The 22,457-nt window shown below is 71.8% G+C and carries 21 protein-coding genes and 1 riboswitch; of the genes, 12 read left to right on the top strand and 9 right to left on the bottom strand.

The features are described from left to right. The first annotated feature begins 310 nt into the window (after positions 1-310). Together AB0J46_RS48180 and mgrA are read left to right on the top strand one after the other, a co-directional pair. The gene (locus AB0J46_RS48180) at positions 311-2,401 is read left to right on the top strand and encodes a S9 family peptidase (protein ID WP_364342958.1); all 2,091 of its coding nucleotides are present in this window, start codon (positions 311-313) and stop codon (positions 2,399-2,401) included. Beyond that, positions 2,398-3,396: an L-glyceraldehyde 3-phosphate reductase gene (mgrA, locus tag AB0J46_RS48175; RefSeq protein ID WP_352361097.1), complete on the top strand. Its 999-nt coding sequence runs from the start codon at positions 2,398-2,400 to the stop codon at positions 3,394-3,396. Before AB0J46_RS48180 ends, mgrA begins: the two co-directional genes overlap by 4 nt. A gap of 41 nt (positions 3,397-3,437) precedes the next feature. On the opposite strand, the gene AB0J46_RS48170 is transcribed toward mgrA, so the two are convergent. After that, on the bottom strand, positions 3,438-5,813 hold the full coding sequence (locus tag AB0J46_RS48170; RefSeq protein ID WP_364342954.1) for a lysylphosphatidylglycerol synthase transmembrane domain-containing protein: 2,376 nt from the start codon (positions 5,811-5,813) through the stop codon (positions 3,438-3,440). Between the two features lie 424 nt (positions 5,814-6,237). Between AB0J46_RS48170 and AB0J46_RS48165 the strand changes: the two genes are divergently transcribed. Beyond that, on the top strand, positions 6,238-8,250 hold the full coding sequence (locus AB0J46_RS48165) for a molybdopterin oxidoreductase family protein (RefSeq protein ID WP_364342951.1): 2,013 nt from the start codon (positions 6,238-6,240) through the stop codon (positions 8,248-8,250). Here the strand turns inward: AB0J46_RS48165 and AB0J46_RS48160 are convergent. Further along, positions 8,228-8,974 (bottom strand): hypothetical protein, encoded by a 747-nt coding sequence (locus AB0J46_RS48160; RefSeq protein ID WP_364342948.1) that lies wholly within the window; start codon positions 8,972-8,974, stop codon positions 8,228-8,230. The two genes, AB0J46_RS48165 and AB0J46_RS48160, sit on opposite strands and share 23 nt — an antisense overlap. Positions 8,975-9,067: 93 nt before the next feature. On the opposite strand from AB0J46_RS48160, the gene AB0J46_RS48155 reads away from it, so the two are divergent. Next, the gene (locus AB0J46_RS48155) at positions 9,068-9,619 is read left to right on the top strand and encodes a helix-turn-helix transcriptional regulator (RefSeq protein WP_364342945.1); all 552 of its coding nucleotides are present in this window, start codon (positions 9,068-9,070) and stop codon (positions 9,617-9,619) included. Here AB0J46_RS48155 and AB0J46_RS48150 read toward each other — a convergent pair. After that, positions 9,608-10,534: a GNAT family N-acetyltransferase gene (locus AB0J46_RS48150; protein WP_364342942.1), complete on the bottom strand. Its 927-nt coding sequence runs from the start codon at positions 10,532-10,534 to the stop codon at positions 9,608-9,610. The genes AB0J46_RS48155 and AB0J46_RS48150 overlap by 12 nt on opposite strands. Before the next feature lie 75 nt (positions 10,535-10,609). Here AB0J46_RS48150 and AB0J46_RS48145 point away from each other — a divergent pair, with 75 nt between their 5' ends. Further along, complete coding sequence (locus AB0J46_RS48145) at positions 10,610-11,059, top strand: hypothetical protein (protein WP_358302049.1); 450 nt, start codon at positions 10,610-10,612, stop codon at positions 11,057-11,059. On the opposite strand, the gene AB0J46_RS48140 is transcribed toward AB0J46_RS48145, so the two are convergent. The 4 genes from AB0J46_RS48140 to AB0J46_RS48125 all read right to left on the bottom strand — a co-directional run bounded on the left by AB0J46_RS48140 (position 11,025) and on the right by AB0J46_RS48125 (position 13,597). After that, positions 11,025-11,948 (bottom strand): zinc-binding dehydrogenase, encoded by a 924-nt coding sequence (locus AB0J46_RS48140; protein WP_364342939.1) that lies wholly within the window; start codon positions 11,946-11,948, stop codon positions 11,025-11,027. The genes AB0J46_RS48145 and AB0J46_RS48140 overlap by 35 nt on opposite strands. A 24-nt stretch (positions 11,949-11,972) precedes the next feature. Next, complete coding sequence (locus tag AB0J46_RS48135; RefSeq protein ID WP_364342936.1) at positions 11,973-12,356, bottom strand: VOC family protein; 384 nt, start codon at positions 12,354-12,356, stop codon at positions 11,973-11,975. A gap of 4 nt (positions 12,357-12,360) precedes the next feature. Beyond that, on the bottom strand, positions 12,361-12,681 hold the full coding sequence (locus tag AB0J46_RS48130; protein WP_364342933.1) for a multidrug efflux SMR transporter: 321 nt from the start codon (positions 12,679-12,681) through the stop codon (positions 12,361-12,363). A 33-nt stretch (positions 12,682-12,714) separates the two neighbouring features. Continuing rightward, a riboswitch (guanidine-III (ykkC-III) riboswitch) is annotated at positions 12,715-12,774 on the bottom strand. 25 nt (positions 12,775-12,799) lie between these two features. Then, positions 12,800-13,597 (bottom strand): class I SAM-dependent methyltransferase, encoded by a 798-nt coding sequence (locus AB0J46_RS48125; RefSeq protein WP_364342930.1) that lies wholly within the window; start codon positions 13,595-13,597, stop codon positions 12,800-12,802. Positions 13,598-13,700: 103 nt separating this feature from the next. On the opposite strand from AB0J46_RS48125, the gene AB0J46_RS48120 reads away from it, so the two are divergent. The 3 genes from AB0J46_RS48120 to AB0J46_RS48110 all read left to right on the top strand — a co-directional run bounded on the left by AB0J46_RS48120 (position 13,701) and on the right by AB0J46_RS48110 (position 16,802). Continuing rightward, positions 13,701-15,506, top strand: a complete 1,806-nt coding sequence (locus AB0J46_RS48120) for an acyl-CoA dehydrogenase (protein ID WP_364342927.1) — start codon at positions 13,701-13,703, stop codon at positions 15,504-15,506. Between the two features lie 61 nt (positions 15,507-15,567). Beyond that, positions 15,568-16,506, top strand: a complete 939-nt coding sequence (locus AB0J46_RS48115) for an MBL fold metallo-hydrolase (protein ID WP_364342924.1) — start codon at positions 15,568-15,570, stop codon at positions 16,504-16,506. Positions 16,507-16,577: 71 nt separating this feature from the next. Then, positions 16,578-16,802, top strand: coding sequence for a hypothetical protein (locus AB0J46_RS48110; protein ID WP_358302033.1), 225 nt, complete (start codon positions 16,578-16,580; stop codon positions 16,800-16,802). Here AB0J46_RS48110 and AB0J46_RS48105 read toward each other — a convergent pair. Next, positions 16,799-17,092 carry a Dabb family protein gene (locus tag AB0J46_RS48105; protein WP_358302030.1) on the bottom strand — a complete coding sequence of 98 codons (294 nt, stop codon included), beginning with the start codon at positions 17,090-17,092 and terminating at the stop codon, positions 16,799-16,801. The genes AB0J46_RS48110 and AB0J46_RS48105 overlap by 4 nt on opposite strands. A gap of 79 nt (positions 17,093-17,171) precedes the next feature. Here AB0J46_RS48105 and AB0J46_RS48100 point away from each other — a divergent pair, with 79 nt between their 5' ends. Genes AB0J46_RS48100 through AB0J46_RS48085 form a run of 4 tightly spaced genes read left to right on the top strand, consistent with a single transcriptional unit; the run spans position 17,172 to position 20,888 of the window. Beyond that, positions 17,172-17,903: an NUDIX hydrolase gene (locus AB0J46_RS48100; protein WP_364342921.1), complete on the top strand. Its 732-nt coding sequence runs from the start codon at positions 17,172-17,174 to the stop codon at positions 17,901-17,903. After that, positions 17,900-18,754 (top strand): molecular chaperone DnaJ, encoded by an 855-nt coding sequence (locus AB0J46_RS48095; RefSeq protein ID WP_364342918.1) that lies wholly within the window; start codon positions 17,900-17,902, stop codon positions 18,752-18,754. Before AB0J46_RS48100 ends, AB0J46_RS48095 begins: the two co-directional genes overlap by 4 nt. An 11-nt stretch (positions 18,755-18,765) precedes the next feature. Further along, on the top strand, positions 18,766-19,719 hold the full coding sequence (locus tag AB0J46_RS48090) for a hypothetical protein (protein WP_364342915.1): 954 nt from the start codon (positions 18,766-18,768) through the stop codon (positions 19,717-19,719). After that, complete coding sequence (locus tag AB0J46_RS48085; RefSeq protein WP_364342912.1) at positions 19,716-20,888, top strand: adenylosuccinate synthetase; 1,173 nt, start codon at positions 19,716-19,718, stop codon at positions 20,886-20,888. The genes AB0J46_RS48090 and AB0J46_RS48085 overlap by 4 nt, the downstream gene beginning before the upstream one ends. A 62-nt stretch (positions 20,889-20,950) precedes the next feature. Here the strand turns inward: AB0J46_RS48085 and AB0J46_RS48080 are convergent, their stop codons facing one another. Continuing rightward, positions 20,951-22,441 carry a 2-oxo acid dehydrogenase subunit E2 gene (locus AB0J46_RS48080; protein WP_364342910.1) on the bottom strand — a complete coding sequence of 497 codons (1,491 nt, stop codon included), beginning with the start codon at positions 22,439-22,441 and terminating at the stop codon, positions 20,951-20,953. Positions 22,442-22,457: the final 16 nt, after the last annotated feature.

The raw sequence follows: 22,457 nt of genomic DNA, 5'->3' as shown, positions 1-22,457 counted from the left end.
AGCCGTTCAAGTCTCTGTCAAATTGACCGGACTTGCTCGACCTGCTGGAATTAAGTCGCGCCCCGCTTCCGGGACAACCCCTCTAACTTACCAGCCTGTCGCTCGGTTAGCGAACCGATCTTCAAACCCGCGAGCCAGAAGGGATTGCCGACGTTACGCGTCGCAACGCACCAAAGTCACCGGAGTGAAGGGAGTGGGTTGCGCCGCACCTCGTCGGCTTCTAAAGATTAGCAGCGCTCCCGACCACTCGGGACGTGTTCCGCAGCTCTCCCGGCCACAGAACGATCACGGCCGAACATAGACTCCCCCCGTGAGCAGCAACACGCCGCCAGTGGCGAAGAAGGTACCGACTGAGCGCATCCATCACGGCGACACGTTCATCGACGAGTACGCCTGGCTAAGCAACAAGGACGACCCGGACACAACGGCGTACCTGGAGGCCGAGAACGACTTTCTCAAAGAGCACACCGCGCATCTCGCCGAGCTCCAGGAGCAGGTCTTCCAGGAGATCAAGGGGCGCACCCAGGAGACCGACCTGTCGGTGCCGAGCCGCAAGGGGGCGTGGTGGTACTTCACGCGTACCGAGGAGGGCAAGCAGTACGCGGTGTCCTGCCGGGTGCCGGCCGACAGTGACGCGCCGCCGCAGATCACCCCGGGCGAGCGCCTTGAGCGCGAGCAGGTCGTGCTCGACGGCAACGAGCTCGCCGGCGACAGCGCGTTCTTCTCCGTCGGCACCAGCGCCGTCACGCCCGACGGGACGATGCTGGCCTACTCGACCGACTACAAGGGCGACGAGCGTTTCACGCTGAGGTTCAGGAGCCTTGAGACGGGCGAGGTGCTGCCCGACGAGATCAAGGACATCTTCTACGGCGGCGCCTGGTCGGCCGACGGCTCGGCGTTCTTCTACACGCGGGTGGACGACGCCTGGCGTCCCTACCAGGTGTACCGGCACACCCTCGGGACGGAAGAGGACGTCCTGGTCTACGAGGAGACCGACGAGCGCTACTGGGTGGGCATCGGGCTGACCCGCAGCGAGCGGTACCTCGTCCTGGGCGCGGGCAGCAAGATCACCAGCGAGGTGCGCATCCTCGACGCCGCCGACCCCACCGGCGAGTTCCAGGTCGTCCGGCCCAGGAAGACCGGCGTGGAGTACGGCGTCGAGCACGCGGGCGACTTCTTCTACGTCCTGCACAACGAGAACGCCGAGAACTTCGAGCTGGCCACGGCCCCCATCGACGAGCCCGGCACCTGGACCCCGCTGATCGGGCACCGCGAGGACACCAGGCTGCTGGAGATCGACGCCTTCTCCGACCACGCCGTCGTGCACTTCCGCCGTGACGGCCTGACCGGCCTGCGGGTGCTGCCCTACAGCGCCGCGGGCGCGGGCTGGCGGGAGCGGATCGAGGCCGCCGAGCGGAACGCGTACGAGATCGACTTCCCCGAGCCCCTGTACGACGTCGGCCCGGCGGGCAACCCCGAGTTCACGACGACGCGGCTGAGGCTGGCGTACACGAGCATGGTGACGCCGCCGAGCGTCTACGACTACGAGCTGGACTCGCACGAGCTGATCCTGCTCAAGCAGCGTCCGGTATTGGGCGGCTACGACGCGGGCGACTACGAGCAGTTCCGGGAGTGGGCGACGGCCGAGGACGGCACGCGCGTGCCGATCTCGATCGTCAAGCGCAAGGACACCACGACGCCGGCCCCCACCCTGCTCTACGGCTACGGGAGCTACGAGACCTCGATCGACCCCGGGTTCTCGGTGCCCCGGCTGTCGCTGCTCGACCGCGGGTTCGTCTTCGCCGTCGCGCACGTCAGGGGCGGCGGCGAGATGGGCCGTCACTGGTACGAGGACGGCAAGCTGACCAGGAAGCGGAACACGTTCACCGACTTCGTGGCGGCGGCCCGGCATCTCAAGGCGGGCGGCTGGAGCGGGCGGATCGTCGCGCGCGGCGGCTCGGCGGGCGGGCTGCTGATGGGCGCGGTGACGAACCTGGCTCCCGAGGAGTTCGCGGGGGTGGTGGCCGAGGTGCCGTTCGTGGACGCGCTCAACACGATCCTCGACCCGTCGTTGCCGCTGACGGTGATCGAATGGGACGAGTGGGGCGACCCGCTGCACAACCCGGACGTCTACGCGTACATGAAGAGCTATTCGCCGTACGAGAACGTGGACGGCAGGGTGTACCCGCCGATTCTGGCGATCACCAGCCTGAACGACACGCGGGTGCTCTACCACGAGCCGGCCAAGTGGATCGCGCGGCTGCGGGCGACCGCGTCCGGCGGGCCGTTCCTGCTCAAGACGGAGATGGGCGCGGGGCACGGCGGGCGCAGCGGCCGGTACGACGCCTGGCGCGAGGAGGCGTTCGCGCTGTCCTGGATCATCGAGAGGGGGACGGCGTGAGCTTCGTGGCCGACGAGCGGCGTTACGAGCGTCAGCCGTACAACCGCAGCGGGCGCAGTGGGCTGCGGTTGCCGGCGGTGTCGCTGGGGTTGTGGCACAACTTCGGCGACGACCGGCCGATCGAGAACTCGCGGGCGGTGCTGCGGCGCGCGTTCGACCTCGGGGTGACGCATTTCGACCTGGCCAACAACTACGGCGTGCCGTACGGGTCGGCGGAGCGGAACTTCGGGCGCATCCTGCGGGAGGACTTCGCGGCGTACCGGGACGAGCTGGTCATCTCGACCAAGGCCGGGTACGACATGTGGCCGGGGCCGTACGGGGAGTGGGGGTCGCGCAAGTACGTGCTGGCCAGCCTCGACCAGTCGCTCGCCCGCATGGGCCTGGAGTACGTGGACGTGTTCTACAGCCACCGTCCGGACCCGGAGACGCCGCTGGAGGAGACGATGGGAGCGCTGGACCGGGCGGTGCGCTCGGGCAAGGCGCTCTACGCGGGTGTCTCCAACTACTCGGCCGAGCAGACCGCGCAGGCCGCGCGGATCATGCGCGAGCTGGGCACGCCGCTGCTCATCCACCAGCCGTCGTACTCGATGATCAACCGCTGGATCGAGGACGACGGGCTGCTCGACGTGCTGGAGGAGGCGGGCATGGGCTGCATCGTGTACTCGCCGCTGGCGCAGGGGCTGCTCACCGACCGCTACCTGGAGGGCGTGCCCGAGGGCTCGCGGGCGGCGACGAGCCGGTTCCTGAGCGCCGAGCAGATCGACCGGGACCTGGCCCGCGACCTCAACGAGATCGCCAGGGGCCGGGGTCAGACGCTGGCCCAGATGGCGCTGTCGTGGACGCTGCGCGACCCGCGGGTGACGAGCGTGCTGATCGGGGCGAGCAGCGTCCGGCAGCTGGAGGACAACGTGGCGTGCGTGGACGGCCCGGTGTTCACCGAGAGCGAGCTGGCGGCGATCGACAAGGTCACCGAGCCGGTCACGTCGGCCCGCTGATCACCCGCGGCGCACGGGGTCCTGTGCCGTCCGAGGGCGGTTCACAGGGCCTCGTGCCGCTGGAGGTAGGTGAAGGCGGCCCAGCCCGGCAGCACCGGCAGCCAGAACGTGAGCAGCCGGTGCAGCAGCACGGCCGAGGCCGCCAGGTCCCATTCGAGGCCGGCCGCGACCAGGCCGAGGGTGAGCGCGTACTCGACGGCGCCGAGGCCGCCGGGCGTGGGGGCGGCCGAGCCGATGGCGTTGGCCGTGAGGTAGACGACGGCGACGGCGGTGAAGCTCAGCTGACCGCCGAACGCCGCGACGCAGGCGTCGAGGCAGGCCACGAAGGCGATCGTGATCATGAGCGTGCCGAAGGCGGCCTCGATCATCTTGGCCGGCGACTGGAGCACGTCGAGCAGGCGGGGCAGCACGTTCGAGAACAGCCTGCGCATCCGCACGGTCACCATCCTGCGCAGCGGCGGCACGCCGAGCACCACCGCGACCAGCAGCGCGATGGCGAGCATCGCCACGACCAGGCCGCGCGAGGGGGTGAAGGAGGTGGCGGCGTCGGAGCCGGTGATGTAGGCGAACAGCAGCAGCAGGGCGATGTGGAAGACCAGCATGATGAGCTGCGAGGCGCCCACGCTGGCCACCGCGAGCGCCGGCGCGATGCCGCGCTTCTGCAGGTAGCGGGTGTTGATCGCGACGCCGCCGACCGCGGCGGGCGCGACCAGCTTGACGAACGACGACGCGAACTGCACCAGGACGGTACGCCACAGCGGCAGGCGTTCCGGGACGAACCCGCGCAGCATGAGGGCGGCGGCGACGAAGCTGGTGAACGAGGCGATCAGCGCCAGGCCGGACCACCCCCAGTTGGCCGTGGTCACCACCTTGTAGAGGTCGACCTTGCTGAGCTGGGACAGCACGACGTAGGCGGCGACCGTGCTGGCGATGATCGTGATCAGGGTGCGCGGGCGGAAGCGCTCCAGGCGTACCTCTTCGACCCTGCCCTGGGGCTTGAGGGCGACGATGTGGTCGCGCAGGCTGGTGAGCACGTTCTTGGCCTTGGACAGGGCCGAACGGGTCTCCCTGGTCAGGGCGATGCGCTGGAGCAGCGGCATGGCGGCGGCGAGGGCGTCGGGGCCCATCACGGCGGCGGCGGCCCGGACCGAGCGCTCGGCGCCGACGCGCAGCGCCAGGTAGGTGAGGAGCTGGGCGATGTCGAGCCGGAGCAGCAGGTCGCCGGCGGCGATCTCGCCGCTGCGGGCGTCGGTCAGCACGACCCGGCCGGCGCGGTCGAGGTGGATGCTGTCGCCGGTGAGCCGCCGGTGTGCCAGCCGCTGGATCTGCAGCAGCTCGACCTGTTCCCAGATCTGGGCGAGCAGGGCGTCGTCGATCTCGGCGTCGGGCACCTCGTCGAGCGGGCGGGTCTCGATGTGCTCGTAGGCGAGCAGGGCGGCCTCGGTGCCGATCTCGCTGGTGCCGAGCAGGCGCGGCGTGCTGGCGCCGGCGGCCTGGGCCGCATACGCCATCAGGGCCTCGCGTTCGAGCTCGGCCCGGAGCGAGCGGATGGCCCGGCGTCTGGTCTCGGAGTTGAGCCTGATGCGCCGCCACAGCCGGTACGGCAGCCCGGCCACCTGGCGGTCGCGGTCGAGGACGGTGACGTCGAGGCTGGTGCCGTCCTTGAGGCCGATGGCGTAGCGGCGGCTGCCCTGGTGGTCGTCCTCGATGCGGCGGGCGGAGACGGGCGAGAAGGACAGCTTGCGCAGCGCGGCGACCACGGCGCTGCCGGGCGGGCGGGTGTTGGGGCTGCCGACGCCGTAGAGGGTGGCGTAGCCGATGGCCATGCCGACCAGGACGGTCACGATGGCGCTGGGCAGGGTGATCTGCCTGCCGGAGAAGTAGGTGAGGATGTAGAGGGCGATCGAGGTCCACATGAGCATGCGCCATGTGGGGCGGCGGGCGATGCGCACCGCGGTGGTGTAGGCGATCACCGAGGTGAGCAGCGTGTTCAGCGGCTCGATCGCGCGGTCGCCGGTGAGCAGGATGCGCAGGTCGGTCAGGCTGCTGGCCTCGATCCACTGGCCGAGCAGGAACGACCCGGCCATGCCGATGATGGCCGCGATCAGCCCTTCCGCGACGCGCAGGCCGTCGCGGTGGAAGACCCGCTCGACGGCGAACGCGGCGGGCACGATCAGCACGGCCGCGCTGCCGATGAAGGCCGCGACCCGGCTGAGCAGCGGGACCATCTCGGCGCCGACCTTGACGTCCTGCTCCAGGCCGTTGAGCGTCTGCTTGGCGACGAGGGCGAGCAGGATCACCGCCGCGAGCACCGCCAGCGTCGCGAAGAAGCGCAGCAGGTCGGACGGCCGCCGCAGCCGCTGGGGAAGGAGCGGCTCGACTACGTAGACGCCGCCGTCGGCGCGTGGCTCGGACACGGCTGGATCCCCTTCCGCGAGGTCCTCCGTGTCATCGTCTCGTTCCCTGATTTCGGCCACCGACAGTGATTCTGCACCTTCCCGGCCGGACCGTACGATCTCTGTTCTCCAGTGTCCTCGTTCGCCGCTCCGGCGCGCGCATCGGGTGAGGACCCGACCGGCATTGAACTGCCCGCGTGTCTGGCAGGTTCACTCTCGCGATGCCGGTGCCGGCCCTCGTCGCCCCCGACGCCCGGCGCCCGCGGGGGAAACCGCGCGGCCGGGCGGCCCGGTCACGACGCGTCGGCCGAGTACGTCGCGGCCAGGCTGCGCGAGGCAGGGTACACGGTGGAACTCCAACCGTTCACCTTTGGCTTCTTTCACGAGGTCGGCTCGGCGGTGTCGCGGGAGGGCGGGCGCGGGCCTCTCGACGTAGGCTGTGCGCATGTCGGGTGATTTGAGGGTTTTGGGGGCATGTCCGCTTGACTGCCCGGACACCTGCTCCTGGGTCGTGACCGTACGGGACGGGCAGGCCGTCAAGATGCGCGGCAACCCCGACCACCCCTACACCCGCGGCGCGCTGTGCGTGAAGGTCAACCGGTACCTGGAGCACACGCAGGCGGACGACCGCATCCTGTACCCGATGCGGCGCACCGGGCCGAAGGGGTCGGGGCAGTTCGAGCGCATCACCTGGGACGAGGCGCTCGACGAGATCTCGACCCGGCTGCGCGCCATCGTGGACGAGCACGGCGGCGAGGCGATCTGGCCGTACCTGGGCACCGGGTCGCTGGGTTACCTCCAGGGCTGCGAGGGCGTGGCGGGCCGCCGGTTCTGGAACGTGCTGGGGGCGTCCAAGCACTGGCTGAACATCTGCTCGGCGGCCGGCAGCAGCGGGCTGATGAAGGCCAACGGCACCGCCGGCGGCATGGACCCGGAGAACTTCGCCCAGGCCAGGCTGATCCTGCTCTGGGGCACGAACACGCTGACCAGCGGCCACCACCTGTGGAAGTTCATCCAGGACGCCCGCGCGGACGGCGCGCACGTGGTCGCCATCGACCCCATCCGCACCAGGACCGCCGACCAGGCCGACCAGCACCTGGCGATCAGGCCGGGCACGGACGCCGCGCTCGCGCTCGGGCTGCTCAACGTCGTGCTCGCGGAGAACGCCCAGGACGAGGAGTTCCTGGCCGAGCACACCGACGGCTGGGCGGACTTCCGCAAGGAGATCCTGGAGTACCCGGTGGAGCGGGTGGCGGAGATCACCGGCATCCCGGCCGAGGACGTCCACGGCCTGGGGATGCGCCTGGCCCACACCCGGCCGACCGCGATCCGCGCCACCATGGGCATCCAGCGGCACGCCGGCGGCGGCGCCGCGATGCGCACGATCGCCGCGATCCCCGGCGTGACCGGCGACTGGCGGCATCCGGGCGGCGGCGTGGCGTACTCGACGAGCGGCCACGTGCGCGTGACCGTCGACACCCGCGACGACCTGCTGGCCAAGCCGGTGCGCACGCTGGTCATGACCAAGCTCGGCTCCCAGCTCGACGACGTCAAATGCCTGTGGGTGTACGCCGCCAACCCGCTCGGCTCGACCCCCGACGCCAACACGATCAGACGGCAGCTCACCCGCGAGGACCTGTTCACGGTCGTCATGGAGCAGTTCCCGACCGACACCGTGGACTACGCCGACATCGTCCTGCCCGCGACCATGCAGACCGAGCACATGGATCTGCACGCCGGGTACGGCCACATGTACCTGCTGTGGAACGAGCCCGCCGTGCCGCCGCCCGGCGAGTGCCTGTCCACGACCGAGACCTTCCGCCGGCTGGCCGCGCACATGGGGCTGACCGAGCCGTCCCTGTACGACTCCGACCTGGAGCTGGCCGAGTCGCTGCTGTCGGGCGGGCACCCGTCGCTCGAAGGCGTCACGCTGGACCGGCTGCGCAAGGAGGGGTGGGTGCGGATGAACTACCCCAAGCCGTTCGCGCCGTTCGCCGAGGGCTTCCCGACGCCTTCCGGGCGGCTGCGCTTCCCGCCCGCCGGGAAGGCGTACGTGCCCTCGCACACGGCGGTCGCCGACCGGTCGGCGTACCCGCTGACGCTGGTCACGCCGGCCTCGCACACGTTCCTGAACACGATCTTCGCCAACAATCCGGAGCTGCGGCGGCGGGCCAAGGGGCCGGCCGTGCTGGTGAACCCGGCCGACGCGGCGGCCCGGGGGCTGGTGGCCGGGCAGCGCGTACGGGTGCACAACGACGGCGGCGAGTTCCTGGCCGACGTGGAGATCAGCGACCGGGTCGCGCCCGGCGTGGTGGCCTCGCCCAAGGGCCGGTGGCCGAAGCTCACCCCGGGCGGCGCGAACGCCAACGCCGTCGTGGCCGAGCGGGACGGTGACATGGGCAGGGGCCCGGCCTTCCACGACAACCTGGTCGAGATCAGCCCTTGTGCCGGTCCATGAACGCCACGACCGTGTCGAGCACCTTGGCGGAGTAGGGGCTGCCGAGCAGGGCCGAGGCGTGCAGCGACTCGCCGGGGATGACCAGCACCTGATTGTCCGGGGCCTTGGTCGCGGCGGCCTCGGCCGCGCGCATCGATTCGGCGCCGCCGTAGGAGTCGTGCTCGGAGCCGATCTGCAGCAGCGGCACGGTGAGCGCGGCGGCGTCGCCCTTGTCGATCTCGCCTGACAGGGCGACGACGCCGGCCACCTCGGCGCCCAGCCGCTCGGCCGCCGGGACCGAGGCCGTGGCGCCGATCGAGCCGCCGACCAGGAACAGCCGCTTGACGCCCTTCTCCTTGGCCAGGCGCTTGCCCATGGCGACCGCGCCGTCCTCGGGGAGGAGGCCGGCGTCCCTGGCGTACAGCAGGACGCGGTAGCCGGCGGCGACCAGGCGGTCCGACAGCGGGCGCCAGGAGCACACGGTGCCGCGGCGCTCGTAGCTGATCACCACGCCCACCGGGCCGTCGCCGGTGATCACGCCGGGCAGGCCGCGGACGTGGGTGAAGATCTTGCCGTCCTGCTCGGTGAAGCAGCCCGAGACGTTGGGGCCGGTGGGCGGCGCGCTCGGGGTGGGGGTTGTCTCGCTGACAGGGGCGGGGGACTCGGCGGCCGTCGTACGGACGGCGGTGGTGCCGGTGCCGACCGTGCCCCCGCAGCCGGTCAGCCCCATGGTGAGGAGTGCCATCCATCCGACGATCTTTCGCATGGCCGCCGCGCCCTTCTCCTGACTATGTCTGAACTGACATAGTGCCGCAAGCACCATATCCTTGGACCCACCATGACCTCAACGCTCGGATACGCGATCCTGGCCGTGCTGGCGCGCGGCGATCGCACCGGTTACGACCTCGCGGCGGCCATGCGGCGCCCGGTCGGCTACTTCTGGACGGCCGGCCACAGCCAGATCCACGCCGAACTGCAGAAACTGCGGGCGGCCGGGCTGGTCGGGTTCGAGAGCGCGCACGGGCCCGGGCCGCAGGCCAAGAAGGTCTACCACCTGACCGCCGAGGGCCTGACGGCGCTGCGGGCATGGGTCACCCAGCCGCCGCGCGAGCGGCCGGAGCGCGACGAGCTGATGCTGAAGACGTACGCGGCGTGGCTGGCCGAGCCGGAGCTGCTGCGGCGGCTGTTCGCCGACCAGCTCGCCGCGCACGAGGAGCGGCTGGCCGACTACGAGCGGCAGGAGGCGTCGTTCGGCGGGCGGCCGGCCTTCGGCGACCCCGGGTTCGGCGGCTACGCGACGCTGCGCTGCGGGCTGAGCTACGAGCGGCACCGGGCCGAGTGGTGCCGCTGGATGCTGACCCAGCTCGCCGACGGCGAATCAGCCGAGTGAGAGCTTGTAGCCCTCGTGGGAGGCGGTGAAGCCGAGCGCGTCGTAGAAGCGGTGGGCGTCGGTGCGCGACTTGTCGGAGGTGAGCTGGACGACGGCGCACCCCCTGGCCCGCGCCCGGTCGACGGCCCACTGGATCATCTTGCCGCCGAGCCCCTGGCCGCGCGTCGAGGCGGCCACCCTGACGGCCTCGATCTGGCACCGCTCGGAGCCCAGCCGCGACAGCCCGGCCAGGTACGTGAGCTGCATCGTGCCGACGACCTCGCCCTCCCGCTCGGCCACGATCAGCTCGTCGTGCGGGTTGGCCTCGATGCGGTCGAAGGCCATCAGGTAGCGGGTGTCGTCGGGGGCTCCCTCGCGGGCGGCGCCGAGCGGGTCGTCGGCCAGCAGCCGGACGATGGCCGGGACGTCCTCCTTGCGCGCCTGGCGGAACAGCAGGGACAGCACGTAGTGGGACTCCATCAGGGACGGGTTGGAGGGCAGGGCCATGACCTTGCCGCTGCGCACGAAGCCCTTGGCCGCGTAGAGCGCGCGGGCGGCGTGGTTGCCGTCGACGGCCCAGAGCTGCACCTGCTCGGCCCCGGCCGAACGGGCCCACTCCACGGACCGGTCGACCAGCCGGGAGGCGAGCCCGCGTCCCCTGGCCTCGGGGGCGACCCACATGGACAGCAGGTGGGCGCCGGACTCCTCCAGGAGCATGCACACCAGGCCGACGTCGCCCAGGCCGTCGCCCTCGGCCACCCACCACCGCGAGTGGGGGTTCTTCAGCCGCTCGGCCCAGTCCTCGGCGGAGAACGCGACCTCGCGCGCGTAGGAGGAGCCGAACGCGTCCGGTGACTCCTGCAGCGCCCGCAGCCGGACGTCCTTCAGTCGTTCCCCTTCGTCCGGCCCCAACTGCACAATGGCGATTTCCGTCATATGGGAATCATGTCAGGGACAGGTCAGGGTCCGTCCCCGATGCCTCATGGGGGCCCGCGGCGGCACCATGAGGACATGAACGAAATCAGTAGACGCGACGAGGTCTCACTGTCCGCGGCGGCCCTGCGGGGCGCCCCTTGGAAGACCGCCGCCATCGGCGGCGTCGTGGTGTCGGCCGCCAGCTTCGGGATGGGCCTGGTCACCGGCGGCGGTGACCTGGTCTGGGCCCTGGGCCTCGGCATCAGCCTGTTCGCGCTGATCGCCGCGATCGGCGCGGTCGCCAAGCCGCACGAGGGCGACCGCGTCACCCGCCAGGCCCGGCTCTGGTCGCTGCGGCACCCGTGGAAGTTCGCGCTCCTGCCCGCCGCGATCACGGCGGTGCTCGACTACCCGGTGCAGCTCGTGCTCGACGACGAGGGCGTGTTCGGCTCGGCCGTGCAGGCGATGTGGCACGGCGCGCTGGTCTACCTGATCGCCGCGATCCTGACCCTCACGATGAAGGGACGAGCACGATCTTCCCAGTGACCCGCCGCTCCAGCAGGTCGTCCATGGCCCGGCCCGCCTCCGCCAGCGGCCTGACCTCCGGCGCCGCCGGGACGATGCCCGGCATCGCCAGCAGACCTTCGAGCATGGCCCGGTTCTCCACGGCGTGGCCCATGGACCACGCGCCCCAGTCGACGCCCACCACGGCCCGGTTACGCAGCAGCACCTGGTTGGCCGGCAGCCTCGCGATTCCGCCCGAGGCGAATCCGACGACCAGGAGCCGCCCGCCCTCGCGCAACCCGCGAAGGGCCTGCTCGGACAGCTCGCCGCCGACCGGGTCGAGGGCCACGTCCACGGCCCACGCCCTGGCCGCTTCCTTCAGCCCGTCGTAGCCGATCACGTCGTCGGCTCCCGCCCGCCGGGCGCGCTCCCTCTTCTCGCCGGTGGACGCCGCCGCCAGCACGACGGCGCCGAGCGCCTTGGCGACCTGGACCACGGCCAGCCCCACACCGCCGCCCGCCCCGAGCACGAGCACCCGCTCGCCGGGCAGCAGCCGGCCGCGCTCCCTGAGCGCGTACATGGCCGTGCAGTAGCTCTGCGGGAACGCCGCCGCCGCGAGCACGTCGAAACCCTCGGGCAGCGGTACGGCCTGCGCCTTGTGCACCAGCACCCGGGTGGCGAAGCCGCCCAGCCCGGTGATCGCCACGACCCTGCCGCCGTCGGGCAACCGCCCGGCCACCTCGTAGCCGGGGGTGAAGGGCAGCGGTGGCCTGATCTGGTAGCCGCCGCGCACCATCAGCCCGTCCACGAAGTTGACGCCGGCCGCCTCGACCTCGACGACCACCTGGTCAGGACCGGGGACGGGATCGGGCAGCTCGGCCAGCCGGACCGGCTTGCCGTATTCGGTGCAGACGACGGCCCTCACGCTCATGGGGCCAGCTTCACCGACAGAACATCATTCCGGCAAGGCCTTCTCCGCCTCGCTCCGGCACACGCAGAACTCGTTGCCCTCGGGGTCGAGCATGGTCACCCAGCCCGTGCCGTCGGGCCTGCGCTGGTCCTGGAAGACGGTCGCGCCGAGGCCGAGCAGCCGCTCGACCTCCTCGTCACGCGTACGGCCCTCGGTGCCGTTGACGTCGAAATGCACCCGGTTCTTGCCGGTCTTGCCCTCGGGCACGCGGATGAACAGCAGGAACGGGTCCTGCGGCGTGCGCAGCATCACCTCGTCGGCGCCCGGCTTGTCACCCTCGGCCAGCGGCCATCCGGTGGCCTGGCTCCACCAGTTCGCGATCTCGTAGGGGTCGGTGGCGTCGACGGTGATGGCATGGATCTCAATCATCGCACTAGTGTCCACCAGCCAGATTGAGCCCCACGACACCGGCCAGGATGAGCGCGATCGAGGTCAGGCGCAGCGGCGACACGTCGTCGCCCATGGCGACCATGCCGAGGATCGCGGTGCCGACGGCTCCGATGCCGGTCCACACGGCGTACGCGGTGCCGACCTCCAGGGACTTGAGCGCGTAGGCGAGCAGCCCGAAGCTGAGGGCGGCCGTGGCCAGGAAGGACAGGGTCCACCACAGGTTGCCGAGGCCGTTGCTGAGCTTGAGCGACAGTGCCATGGCCACCTCGAACAGGCCGGCCAGCACGATGAGGATCCACGCCATGATCAGTACTCCTGAGGACGAGACGTACAGGTACGTGCGTCGTCTTGGCGTTTCCGGGTACGGCGCGTCTCGTCCGGGAGCTGTCAGCTCAATTTCTACAACGGCTCAGCGAAACGGATCATTCCCACCAGACGGTGACCCACCGGTCACGCGGCACCGGCCACATGCCCAGCTCGACGGCGGTCTCGGCCACCTCCCCCACCCTGGACGGGTCGAGGCACACCCGGCGGCAGGCGCTCTCGGCCAGCTCCTCGACGGTCGTGAAACGTTCCAGGGGCGCCTCCCGCTCCTCCACGCGCACGGGGAAGCCCAGCGCCGCGGCCAGGGCCACGCAGTCTTCCGCGATCGGCCGGACCGGGCGGTCGACGCCGTGGAAGTGCTGCCAGAGCGGCGTCATCCAGCTCATGGGATGGCGGTGGGGCAGTTCGAGCACCACCCGGCCGCGGGTGCGGCGGCCGAGCGCCTGAAGGAACTCCGCGAGGTCGGGCACGTTGTAGACCACGTGCGCGGCGACGGACACGTCGACCACGGGCACCTGATCCGCCACGTCGGGCCAGCGCCCCTCGACGGTGGTGGCGGGCACGCCGAGGTCCATCGCGCGGACCTTCAGGCCCTCCAGCATGGGCGCGGACGTGTCGACCGCGTAGAGGTGGCCGACGCGCTCGCGCAGCGGCAGCGACGCGGCGCCGGGGCCCGAGCCGACGTCGAGCAGCGTGCCCTTGTCGGGCAGCGCCTCGGCCAGCCGGGTCATGGTCGGGCCGTCGTCGGGCTCGGCCAGCGCCCGGTCGGTCCGCGTGGCGAACCGGGCCGGCGAGTGGCTCCACGGATCGGCCGGAGCCTTGGCCAGGATCTCCTCGGGGATGGCCCAGGATTCCAGTCGCTCCCGCCATCTTGTGGCGAGTTCTTCGGCGTCCATGGAGTCGAGCATGCCACGCATGGGCGGGGTTACCCGCGGGTAGCATTGCAGGTAAGGTTACTGGCCAGTACATGAAGACCTCGGTTCAAGGAGATCTGCACCCATGGGCCACTACAAGAGCAACGTGCGTGACCTGGAATTCAACCTCTTCGAGGTGTTCGGTCGACGCGAGATCCTCGGCACCGGCCCCTTCGGCGAAGTGGACGAGGACGTCGCGCGGAGCATCCTGGACGAGGTCAACAGGCTGGCGACCGGCGTGCTCGCCGACTCCTTCGAGGAGGGCGACCGCACCCCGCCGGTGTTCGACCCCGCGACGAGCACGGTGACCGTCCCGGCCGGCGTCAAGAAGTCGTTCAAGGCGCTGGTGGACGGCGGCTGGGCGCACCTCGACCTGCCCGCCGAGCTGGGCGGCCCCGGCATCCCGCGCACCCTCGCCTGGGCGACGGCCGAGATGGTGCTCGGCTCCAACCCGGCCCTGTACATGTACGCCGCCGGCCCCAACTTCGCCTACACCCTGTGGAAGCTGGGCACCCCGGAGCAGAAGCGCTTCGCCGAGCTGGCCATCGAGAAGAACTGGGGCGCCACCATGGTGCTCACCGAGCCGGACGCGGGCTCGGACGTCGGCGCCGGCCGGGCCAGGGCGGTCCAGCAGCCCGACGGCACCTGGCACATCGAGGGCGTCAAGCGCTTCATCACCAGCGCCGAGCACGACATGGCCGACAACATCTTCCACCTGGTCCTGGCCCGTCCCGAGGGCCACGGTCCGGGCACCAAGGGCCTGTCGATGTTCCTGGTGCCCAAGTTCCACGTGGACCTGGAGACCGGCGAGCTGGGCGAGCGCAACGGCGCCTACGTCACCAACGTCGAGAAGAAGATGGGCCTGAAGGTCTCCACGACCTGCGAGCTCACCTTCGGCGACAAGCACCCGGCGATCGGCTGGCTGGTCGGCGACGTGCACGAGGGCATCAAGCAGATGTTCATGGTGATCGAGCACGCCCGCATGATGGTCGGCACCAAGGCCATCGCCACGCTGTCCACCGGCTACCTCAACGCCCTCGACTACGCCAAGTCCCGCTACCAGGGCGCGGACCTGACCAAGATGGCCGACAAGTCCGCCCCCCGGGTGACCATCACCCACCACCCGGACGTGCGCCGCGAGCTGATGCTGCAGAAGGCGTACGCCGAGGGCATGCGCGCCCTGGTCCTCTACACGGCCACCTTCCAGGACGCCCTCCTGATCGACCCGGCGGACCGGCACGCGGAGGCCATGAACGACCTGCTGCTGCCCCTGGTCAAGGGCGTCGGCTCGGAGCGCTCGTACGAGCTGCTGGCCCGCTCGCTGCAGACCCTAGGCGGCTCGGGCTACCTCCAGGACTACCCGATCGAGCAGTACATCCGCGACGCCAAGATCGACTCCCTGTACGAGGGCACCACCGCGATCCAGGGCCTCGACCTGTTCTTCCGGAAGATCCTGCGCAACCAGGGCGCCGCGGTCGGCGCGCTGCTCGCCGAGATCAACGAGTTCGCCGCCTCCGAGGCGGGCAACGGCCGCCTCAAGGAGGAGCGCAAGCTGCTCGCCGAGGCCGCCGCCGAGGTCAAGGTCATGGGCGACACCATGGCCGGCTGGGCGCTCGGCTCGCTGGAGAAGCCGGAGGAGGTCTACAAGGTCGGCCTGAACAGCACCCGGTTCCTGCTCTCGCTGGGCGACCTGGTGATCGGCTGGCTGCTGCTGCGCCAGGCCGAGGTGGCCCTGGCCCGGCTGGCGGAGTCGGAGGACCCGTTCTACCAGGGCAAGGTGGCCGCGGCGTCGTTCTTCGCCACGACCGTGCTGCCCAGGCTGGCGGCCGAGCGGCGCGTCCTCGCCGCCACCGGCCAGGACCTCATGGAGCTTCCCGAAGAGGCCTTCTGAGCCACCGTTTGTGACGCCCGCCTCCCGTCCGGGGGGCGGGCGTCGCTGTTAGGTTCCGGGCATGAGCTCTTCTCCTCATGACCACCCCCTGCCCCCGCCGCGCGTCGAAGAGGTCTCCGAGGGCGTCTACGCCTACGTCCAGCCCGACGGGAGCTGGTGGATCAACAACACCGGCTTCCTGGCCGGGCGGCGCGGCGTGATCTGCGTGGACGCCTGCTCGACCGAGCGCCGCACCCGCGACCTGCGGGCGGCCGTCGGCAAGGTCAGCAGCGGGCCGATCACCACGCTGGTCAACACCCACCACCACGGCGACCACACCTTCGGCAACTGGCTGTTCCCCGAGGCCACGATCGTCGGGCACGAGGGCGTACGCGCCCAACTCCTGGCCGACGGGGTCCCGGCGTACCGGGGGGCCTGGTCGCCGGAGGTGGTGTGGGGAGCGATGGAGGTCGCGCCGCCGTTCCTGACGTACACCGAGGGGGTCACCCTCCACTCCGACGACCTGCGCTGCGAGGTGCGGCACGTCGGGCCGGCCGCGCACACGACCAACGACTCGATCGTCTGGATCCCGGAGCGGCGGGTGCTGTTCTCCGGCGACCTGGTCTTCAACGGCGGCACGCCGTTCGTCCTGATGGGCTCGGTGGCCGGGACGATCGCCGCCCTGGAGACGCTCAGGGGGCTGGGCGCCGAGACGATCGTCCCCGGGCACGGCGAGGTGTGCGGGCCGGAGGTCTACGACCGGGTCGAGGGCTACCTGCGGTTCGTCCAGGAGACCGCCCGGCGGGGCCACGCGGCGGGCCGGACGCCCCTGGAGGCGGCGCGGGAGACCGACCTCGGCGAGTGGGGCGCGCTGCTCGACCCCGAACGGATCGTGGGCAATCTCCACCGTGCCTACGCCGAGCTGGACGGCCGCCCGCCGGGCGCGCCGATCGACGTCGGCGCGGCCGTCCAGGACATGATCGCCTACAACGGCGGGCGGCCACTGTCCTGTCTCGGCTGACGCGGCGGGGGTGTGGTCACCGATACCCGGGTATGACCGTGGGCACATCTCGCCTTTGCCTGGAGGTCGTCATGGGTGTCGGGGTCAGCATCTTCTTCCTCACGCTCGGCGCCATCCTGCGGTTCGCCATCGAACCCGACGTGTTCGGCCAGAGCGTGCACATGGACATCGTCGGCGTCATCTTCATGATCGTCGGAGGCGTCGGCGTCGTGCTCAGCATCGTGCTCGCGCCCCGGCGCGGGCGCACCTCCGAGGACCGGCTGATGCACCGCGAGAACCACCCGCCCGAGCTCTAGAGGCTGAGCTGCACGGCGGCGCGCGTCGCCAGGATCGGCTTGATGTACTCCGCGATCACGGCCTGGTGCCGGGGATGGTCGCGGTAGATCACGAAGTCGTCCACGCTGTCGAGGTCGGCGACCACGGCGAACTCGTGGTTGCCCGGGGTGATGCCGGCGTCGGGCCCCACCGTGTACGCCCGTAGCTGCGGGATCTCGCCCGGCAGCTTGCGCAGCTCGGTCGCGACCGCGGCCTTCTGCTCGTCGGTGGCGTCGTCGGCCCAGGTGAACAGCACAATGTGACGGATCATGCGCCAACCCTATCGACACACACCCGTCGGCGGAGTTATTCTCAAATCGAGACTGACTCGAACTGAGAAGGACTTGGGGATGGAAGAGTTCCTGGCCGGTTACAACCCCCGGCGCTACGCGCCGGTCGCGGTCACCGTCGACGTGGTGGCGCTGACCATCCGCGACCGGCGGCTGCACGTCCTGATCGTCGAGCGCGGCGTGGAGCCGTACGCGGGCTGCTGGGCCCTGCCCGGCGGTTTCATCAAGCCGGACGAGGACCTCGCCGAGGCGGCGGTGCGCGAGCTGGCCGAGGAGACCGGCGTGGCCACCCGCCCGGCGCACATCGAGCAGCTGGCCAGCTACGGCGGCCCCGGCCGCGACCCCCGCATGCGGGTGGTGTCGATCTCCTACCTCGCCTTCGCCCCCGACCTGCCCGACCCCCGGCCCGGCACGGACGCCGCCGCGGCCGTCTGGCACCCGGTCGACGACGTGCCGCCGCTGGCCTTCGACCACGCTCGCATCCTGGCCGACGGCGTCGAGCGGGCCCGGTCGAAGCTGGAGTACACGCCGCTGGCCACGGCCTTCGCCGGCGCCGAGTTCACCGTCTCCGAGCTGCGGCTGATCTACGAGACCGTGTGGGGCACGCCGCTGCACGCGGGCAACTTCCACCGCAAGGTCCTGTCCGTCCCCGGGTTCGTCGAGAGCACCGGCCAGACGACCGAGACCGGCGGCCCCAGAGGCGGCCCGCGGGCCAGGCTCTACCGCGCGGGCGACGCCCGGCTGCTCCACCCCGCGCTGCTGCGGCCCGCACGGGAGGAGGAGGTGCGATGAACACCGAGCGGGCGGCGGCGATCGTCATGGGGGCGCGATCGGCCCAGGAGCTCTTCGCCGGCGGGTCCGCGGCCCGCGTCTACCGGCGGTTGGCCAGGGCGCTGCATCCCGACCTCGCGCCGGGCGGCGAGGAGGCGTTCAAGCGGCTGGTCGCGCTCTGGGAGACCTACCACCGGGGCCAGCGGGTCGGTGACTTCCTGGTCGGGCCGCCGCTGCACAAGGGCGGCACCGCCGTGCTCTACCCGGCCGGGCGCGGCGCCGAGCGCGACTCGCTGCTCAAGGTGGCCCGCGACCCGGCCGCCGACCGGCTGCTGGTCCGCGAGGCCGCCGCGCTGCGGAAGATCGCCGCCGACGGCGATCCGCGTTTCCTGCCGTACGTCCCCCGCCTCGTCGCGAGCTTCCGCTACCGCGGCGGCGAGGTGGTCCGGCAGGCGAACGTGGTCAGCCGGGCGCCCGCCGGGTTCGTCACCCTCGACCGCGCCGGCACCGGCCTCGACCCGCGCGACGTGGCGTGGATCTGGCGGCGGCTGCTCGTGGCCGCCGGGCTCGCCCACCGGGCCGGCGTCGCGCACGGCGCCGTGCTCCCCCGCCACGTCCTCATCCATCCGCTCGACCACGGGCTCGTGCTGGTCGACTGGTGCCACGGCGACCGGCTCGACGAACGCGCCGACATCGCCGCCCTGACGCGGTGCGTCGACCACCTGATGGGCGAGTGCCCGCGCCGGATGCGCGCCTTCGTCCGCGGCTGCCTGCTGCGCCCGCCGTCCGACGCGTGGGAGCTGCTGCGCGAGCTGGACGACCTGCTCGACGACCTCTACGGGCCCCGTACGTACCGTCCGCTCCACCTTTGAGGGAGGCTGCCATGGGCAGCGGAATCTGGTCCACGAACGTCTACGACTCCGCCGCGCGCTACCGCGCGGCCACCGGCTCCAGCGCCTTCGCCTACAGCGACGGCGGCGCCCGGCGCGTCCACCCCGACCTCGACCCCTTCGGCGTGACGCGGGAGAGCCGCGACTCGGCCGAGCACCCCGACTCGCTGGCCATCGCCGTGCTCTTCGACGTGACCGGCTCGATGCGCGCGGTCCCCCGCACGCTCCAGGCCCGCCTGCCCGACCTGCTCGGGCTGTTGCTGCGCAAGGGGTACGCCACCGACCCGCAGATCATGTTCGGCGCGATCGGCGACGCCACCTGTGACCGGGCGCCGCTGCAGGTCGGCCAGTTCGAGTCCGACAACCGCATGGACGACCAGCTCGGCCTGATCCTGCTGGAGGGCGGCGGCGGGGGGCAGAAGCGCGAGTCCTACGAGCTGGCCATGTACTTCATGGCCAGGCACACCTCCATCGACTGCCACGAGAAGCGCGGCAAGCGCGGCTACCTGTTCGTCATCGGCGACGAGATGCCCTACCAGCGGGTGTCCAGGAACCACGTCAAGGACCTCGTCGGCGACCGGCTGACGGCGCCCCTCGGGGTGGACGACGTGGTGGCCGAGCTGACCCGCAAGTACGACGTCTACTTCATCCTCCCGCAGGGGGCCAGCTACGCCGGCGACCCCGAGGTGCTGGACTCCTGGCGCCGTCTGCTCGGCCAGAACGTGCTGGAGCTGGACGACCTCGACGCCGTGTGCGAGACGATCGCGCTCACCGTCGGGCTCGGCGAGGACGCGATCGGCCTGGACGAGGGCCTTGAGGACCTGGCCGAGCTGGGCTCGACGGCCGGCGCGTCGGTGTCGCGGGCCCTGGCCAGGCTCGACCGCGGCACGGTGGTCAGCGCCGAGCCGCTCGACGGGCTCGACGGGTTCGGCGGGCTCCGGGCGTGAACGAGCACCTGGTCGTCGTCGACCTCGGGTACGGCGACGCCGGCAAGGGCACGGTCGTGGACTGGGCGTGCGCCACGCTGCCCGTCCACGCCGTGGTCCGGTTCAACGGGGGCGCCCAGGCGGGGCACAACGTCGTCCTGGACGACGGGCGGCACCACACGTTCGCGCAGTTCGGCGCCGGGACGTTCCGGGGGGTTCGCACGCATCTCTCGCGGTTCGTGGTGGTCGATCCGCTGGCGTTGTCGGCCGAGGCGGAGCACCTGGCCCGGCTCGGCGTGCCCGACCCCTTCGGGCTGCTCACGGTGGACCGGGACTGCCTGCTGGCGACGCCGTACCACGTCGAGGCCGGGCGCAGGCGGGAGCTGGCGCGCGGGGAGGCGCGGCACGGATCCTGCGGGATGGGCGTCGGGGAGACGATGGCGTACCACCTGGAGCACGGCGCGCTCGCGCCCCGGGCGGGCGACCCGCCGCGCGAGCTGACGCGCAAGCTGACCGTGCTGCGGGAGGCGCTGGGGGGCGAGGGGCCGCCGGTGGCCGACTGCGTGGCCGTCTACCGGGCGTTCGCCGAACGGGTGCGGCTGGTGGACTCGTCGTACACCGCCGGGCTGGTCAGGCGGGGGCCGGTGGTGTTCGAGGGCGCGCAGGGCGTGCTGCTGGACGAGCGGTGGGGGTTCGACCCGTACACGACGTGGAGCACGACGACCTTCGCCAACGCGCTGGAACTGCTGGACGGGGCCGGGGCGGCGCGGCTCGGCGTGCTGCGGACCTACACCACCCGGCACGGCCCCGGCCCGCTGGTGACCGAGGACCCCGGCCTGGAGCTGCCCGAGCCGCACAACGTGACCGGGCCGTGGCAGGGGGCCTTCCGCCGCGGGCACTTCGACGCGGTCGCCCACCGGTACGCGGCCGAGGCGGCCGGCGGCGTGGACGGTCTCGCGCTCACCCACCTCGACGCGGACGTCACCCGCATGTGCGTGCGCTACGACCGGCCCGTCACGTTCGCCGAGCCGGACCGTACGGCCCGGCTGCTGCGGGCGACGCCGGTCTACGAGGAGGGTGTATCAGACTGGCCCGCGGCGGTCTCTCATGTCGTGGGCGCGCCCGTGTGGCTGGAGTCGTACGGCCCCCGCGCGCGGGACAAGAAGGCGCCCTGGCCGAGCCTGCGGTGACCGCCGGGGAGAGGGGTCCTCCCGGCGGTCACCGCCCGGCTTCGGCCCGGCTTCGGCCCGGTTCAGCCCCAGGCGAGCATGCGGAGCGGGTCCTCCAGCATCGCGCCGACGTCGCGCAGGAACATCGAGCCCAGCTCGCCGTCGACGATCCGGTGGTCGAAGCCGAGCGCGAGGGTGGTCACCTTGCGCACCGCCAGCTCGCCGTCCACCACCCACGGCATGTCCCTGACCTGGCCGAAGGCCAGGATGGCGGACTCGCCCGGGTTGAGGATGGGGGTGCCGGCGTCGACGCCGAACACGCCCACGTTGGTGATGGTGATCGTCCCGCCCGCCATCTCGGCCGGCTGGGTGCGGCCCGCCCTGGCCGTCTCCGCCAGCGCGCCCAGCTGCCTGGCCAGCTCGGGGAGCGGGAGGGCGTGGGCGTCCTTGATGTTGGGCACGACGAGGCCGCGCGGGGTGGCGGCGGCGATGCCCAGGTTCACGTAGTGCTTGACCACGATCTCCTGGGCCGCCTCGTCCCAGGAGGAGTTGATCATCGGGTAGCGCCTGACCCCGGTGAGCAGGGCCCGGCAGACCAGCAGCAGCGGGGAGACCTTGACCTCGGCGAAGTCGGGCAGGGCCCGCAGCCGCCGGACCGCCTCCATGGTCTCCGTCACGTCCACCTGGAGGAACTCGGTGACGTGCGGGGCCGTGAAGGCGCTGGCCACCATCGCCTGGGCGGTCATCTTGCGCACGCCCTTGACGGGGACGCGCTCCTCCCGCCGCTGGGGCTCGGCCTGCCGGACGGGCTCGGGCGCCGCCTGGAGACCGCCCTGCGCGGCGGCGTGCACGTCGTCACGCGTGATGGAGCCCTGGGGGCCGGTGCCGGTGAGCGTGGCGAGGTCGACGCCCAGGTCCTTGGCCAGCTTGCGGACCGGCGGCTTGGCCAGCACGGCCACGCGGCCCCGACCGACGGCCGCGACGACGGGCGGGGGGCCGACCGGCTCGGCCGGGCGGGCCGTCGGGGCCGGGCCGGGCACCTCCACGCGGGCCGGGTTGGCCACCTGCGCGGCCGGGATCGGCTCCGCCGGCCGCTTGCGGGGACGGCGTTTGGAGGCGCCGGTCTTGACCCCGTAACCCACCAGGACCGCCTGCCGCTCCTCCTTGGGCGCTGGGCTGCCGTGGGCGCCGGGCTCGGCCGCGCCCTCCTCCGGCGGCTTGGGGACCATGTCGTCGGCCAGCGCTTTGAGGCCCTGGTCAGCCGGGCCCTGGTCGGCACGGCCCTGGTCGGCCAGGCCCTGGCCGGCGGGGCCCTGGTCGGCGCCGCCCGCCTCGCCGCCGGTGTCCACGGCGACGATCGGCGTGCCGACGTCGACCGTGCGGCCCTCCTCGACCAGCACGCCCGCGACCACGCCGTCCCAGGGGATCGGCAGCTCGACGATGGACTTGGCGGTCTCGATCTCCACCACGATCTGGTTGACCTTGACCTCGTCGCCCGGCCGCACGTGCCAGCGGACGATCTCGGCCTCGGTCAGGCCCTCCCCGACGTCGGGAAGCTTGAACTCGCGTCGCATGGAAGCGCGTCCCCCT

Source organism: Nonomuraea sp. NPDC049758 (genome assembly GCF_040674635.1).
In the GTDB taxonomy this organism is placed as follows: domain Bacteria; phylum Actinomycetota; class Actinomycetes; order Streptosporangiales; family Streptosporangiaceae; genus Nonomuraea.
The sequence above is the reverse complement of the archived record's forward strand: the minus strand, read 5'-3'. Positions and strand labels throughout refer to the sequence as shown.

Bases quoted from the DNA above. Each gene is read 5' to 3' on its own strand.
- AB0J46_RS48150 (WP_364342942.1), bottom strand. From the start codon at position 10,534: ATGACGGAAATCGCCATTGTGCAGTTGGGGCCGGACGAAGGGGAACGA.
- AB0J46_RS48120 (WP_364342927.1), top strand. From the start codon at position 13,701: ATGGGCCACTACAAGAGCAACGTGCGTGACCTGGAATTCAACCTCTTC.
- AB0J46_RS48135 (WP_364342936.1), bottom strand. From the start codon at position 12,356: ATGATTGAGATCCATGCCATCACCGTCGACGCCACCGACCCCTACGAG.
- AB0J46_RS48090 (WP_364342915.1), top strand. From the start codon at position 18,766: ATGGGCAGCGGAATCTGGTCCACGAACGTCTACGACTCCGCCGCGCGC.
- AB0J46_RS48165 (WP_364342951.1), top strand. From the start codon at position 6,238: ATGTCGGGTGATTTGAGGGTTTTGGGGGCATGTCCGCTTGACTGCCCG.
- AB0J46_RS48080 (WP_364342910.1), bottom strand. From the start codon at position 22,441: ATGCGACGCGAGTTCAAGCTTCCCGACGTCGGGGAGGGCCTGACCGAG.
- AB0J46_RS48095 (WP_364342918.1), top strand. From the start codon at position 17,900: ATGAACACCGAGCGGGCGGCGGCGATCGTCATGGGGGCGCGATCGGCC.
- AB0J46_RS48155 (WP_364342945.1), top strand. From the start codon at position 9,068: ATGACCTCAACGCTCGGATACGCGATCCTGGCCGTGCTGGCGCGCGGC.
- AB0J46_RS48110 (WP_358302033.1), top strand. From the start codon at position 16,578: ATGGGTGTCGGGGTCAGCATCTTCTTCCTCACGCTCGGCGCCATCCTG.
- AB0J46_RS48145 (WP_358302049.1), top strand. From the start codon at position 10,610: ATGAACGAAATCAGTAGACGCGACGAGGTCTCACTGTCCGCGGCGGCC.
- AB0J46_RS48100 (WP_364342921.1), top strand. From the start codon at position 17,172: ATGGAAGAGTTCCTGGCCGGTTACAACCCCCGGCGCTACGCGCCGGTC.
- AB0J46_RS48115 (WP_364342924.1), top strand. From the start codon at position 15,568: ATGAGCTCTTCTCCTCATGACCACCCCCTGCCCCCGCCGCGCGTCGAA.
- AB0J46_RS48105 (WP_358302030.1), bottom strand. From the start codon at position 17,092: ATGATCCGTCACATTGTGCTGTTCACCTGGGCCGACGACGCCACCGAC.
- AB0J46_RS48125 (WP_364342930.1), bottom strand. From the start codon at position 13,597: ATGGACGCCGAAGAACTCGCCACAAGATGGCGGGAGCGACTGGAATCC.
- AB0J46_RS48160 (WP_364342948.1), bottom strand. From the start codon at position 8,974: ATGGCACTCCTCACCATGGGGCTGACCGGCTGCGGGGGCACGGTCGGC.
- AB0J46_RS48130 (WP_364342933.1), bottom strand. From the start codon at position 12,681: ATGGCGTGGATCCTCATCGTGCTGGCCGGCCTGTTCGAGGTGGCCATG.
- AB0J46_RS48140 (WP_364342939.1), bottom strand. From the start codon at position 11,948: ATGAGCGTGAGGGCCGTCGTCTGCACCGAATACGGCAAGCCGGTCCGG.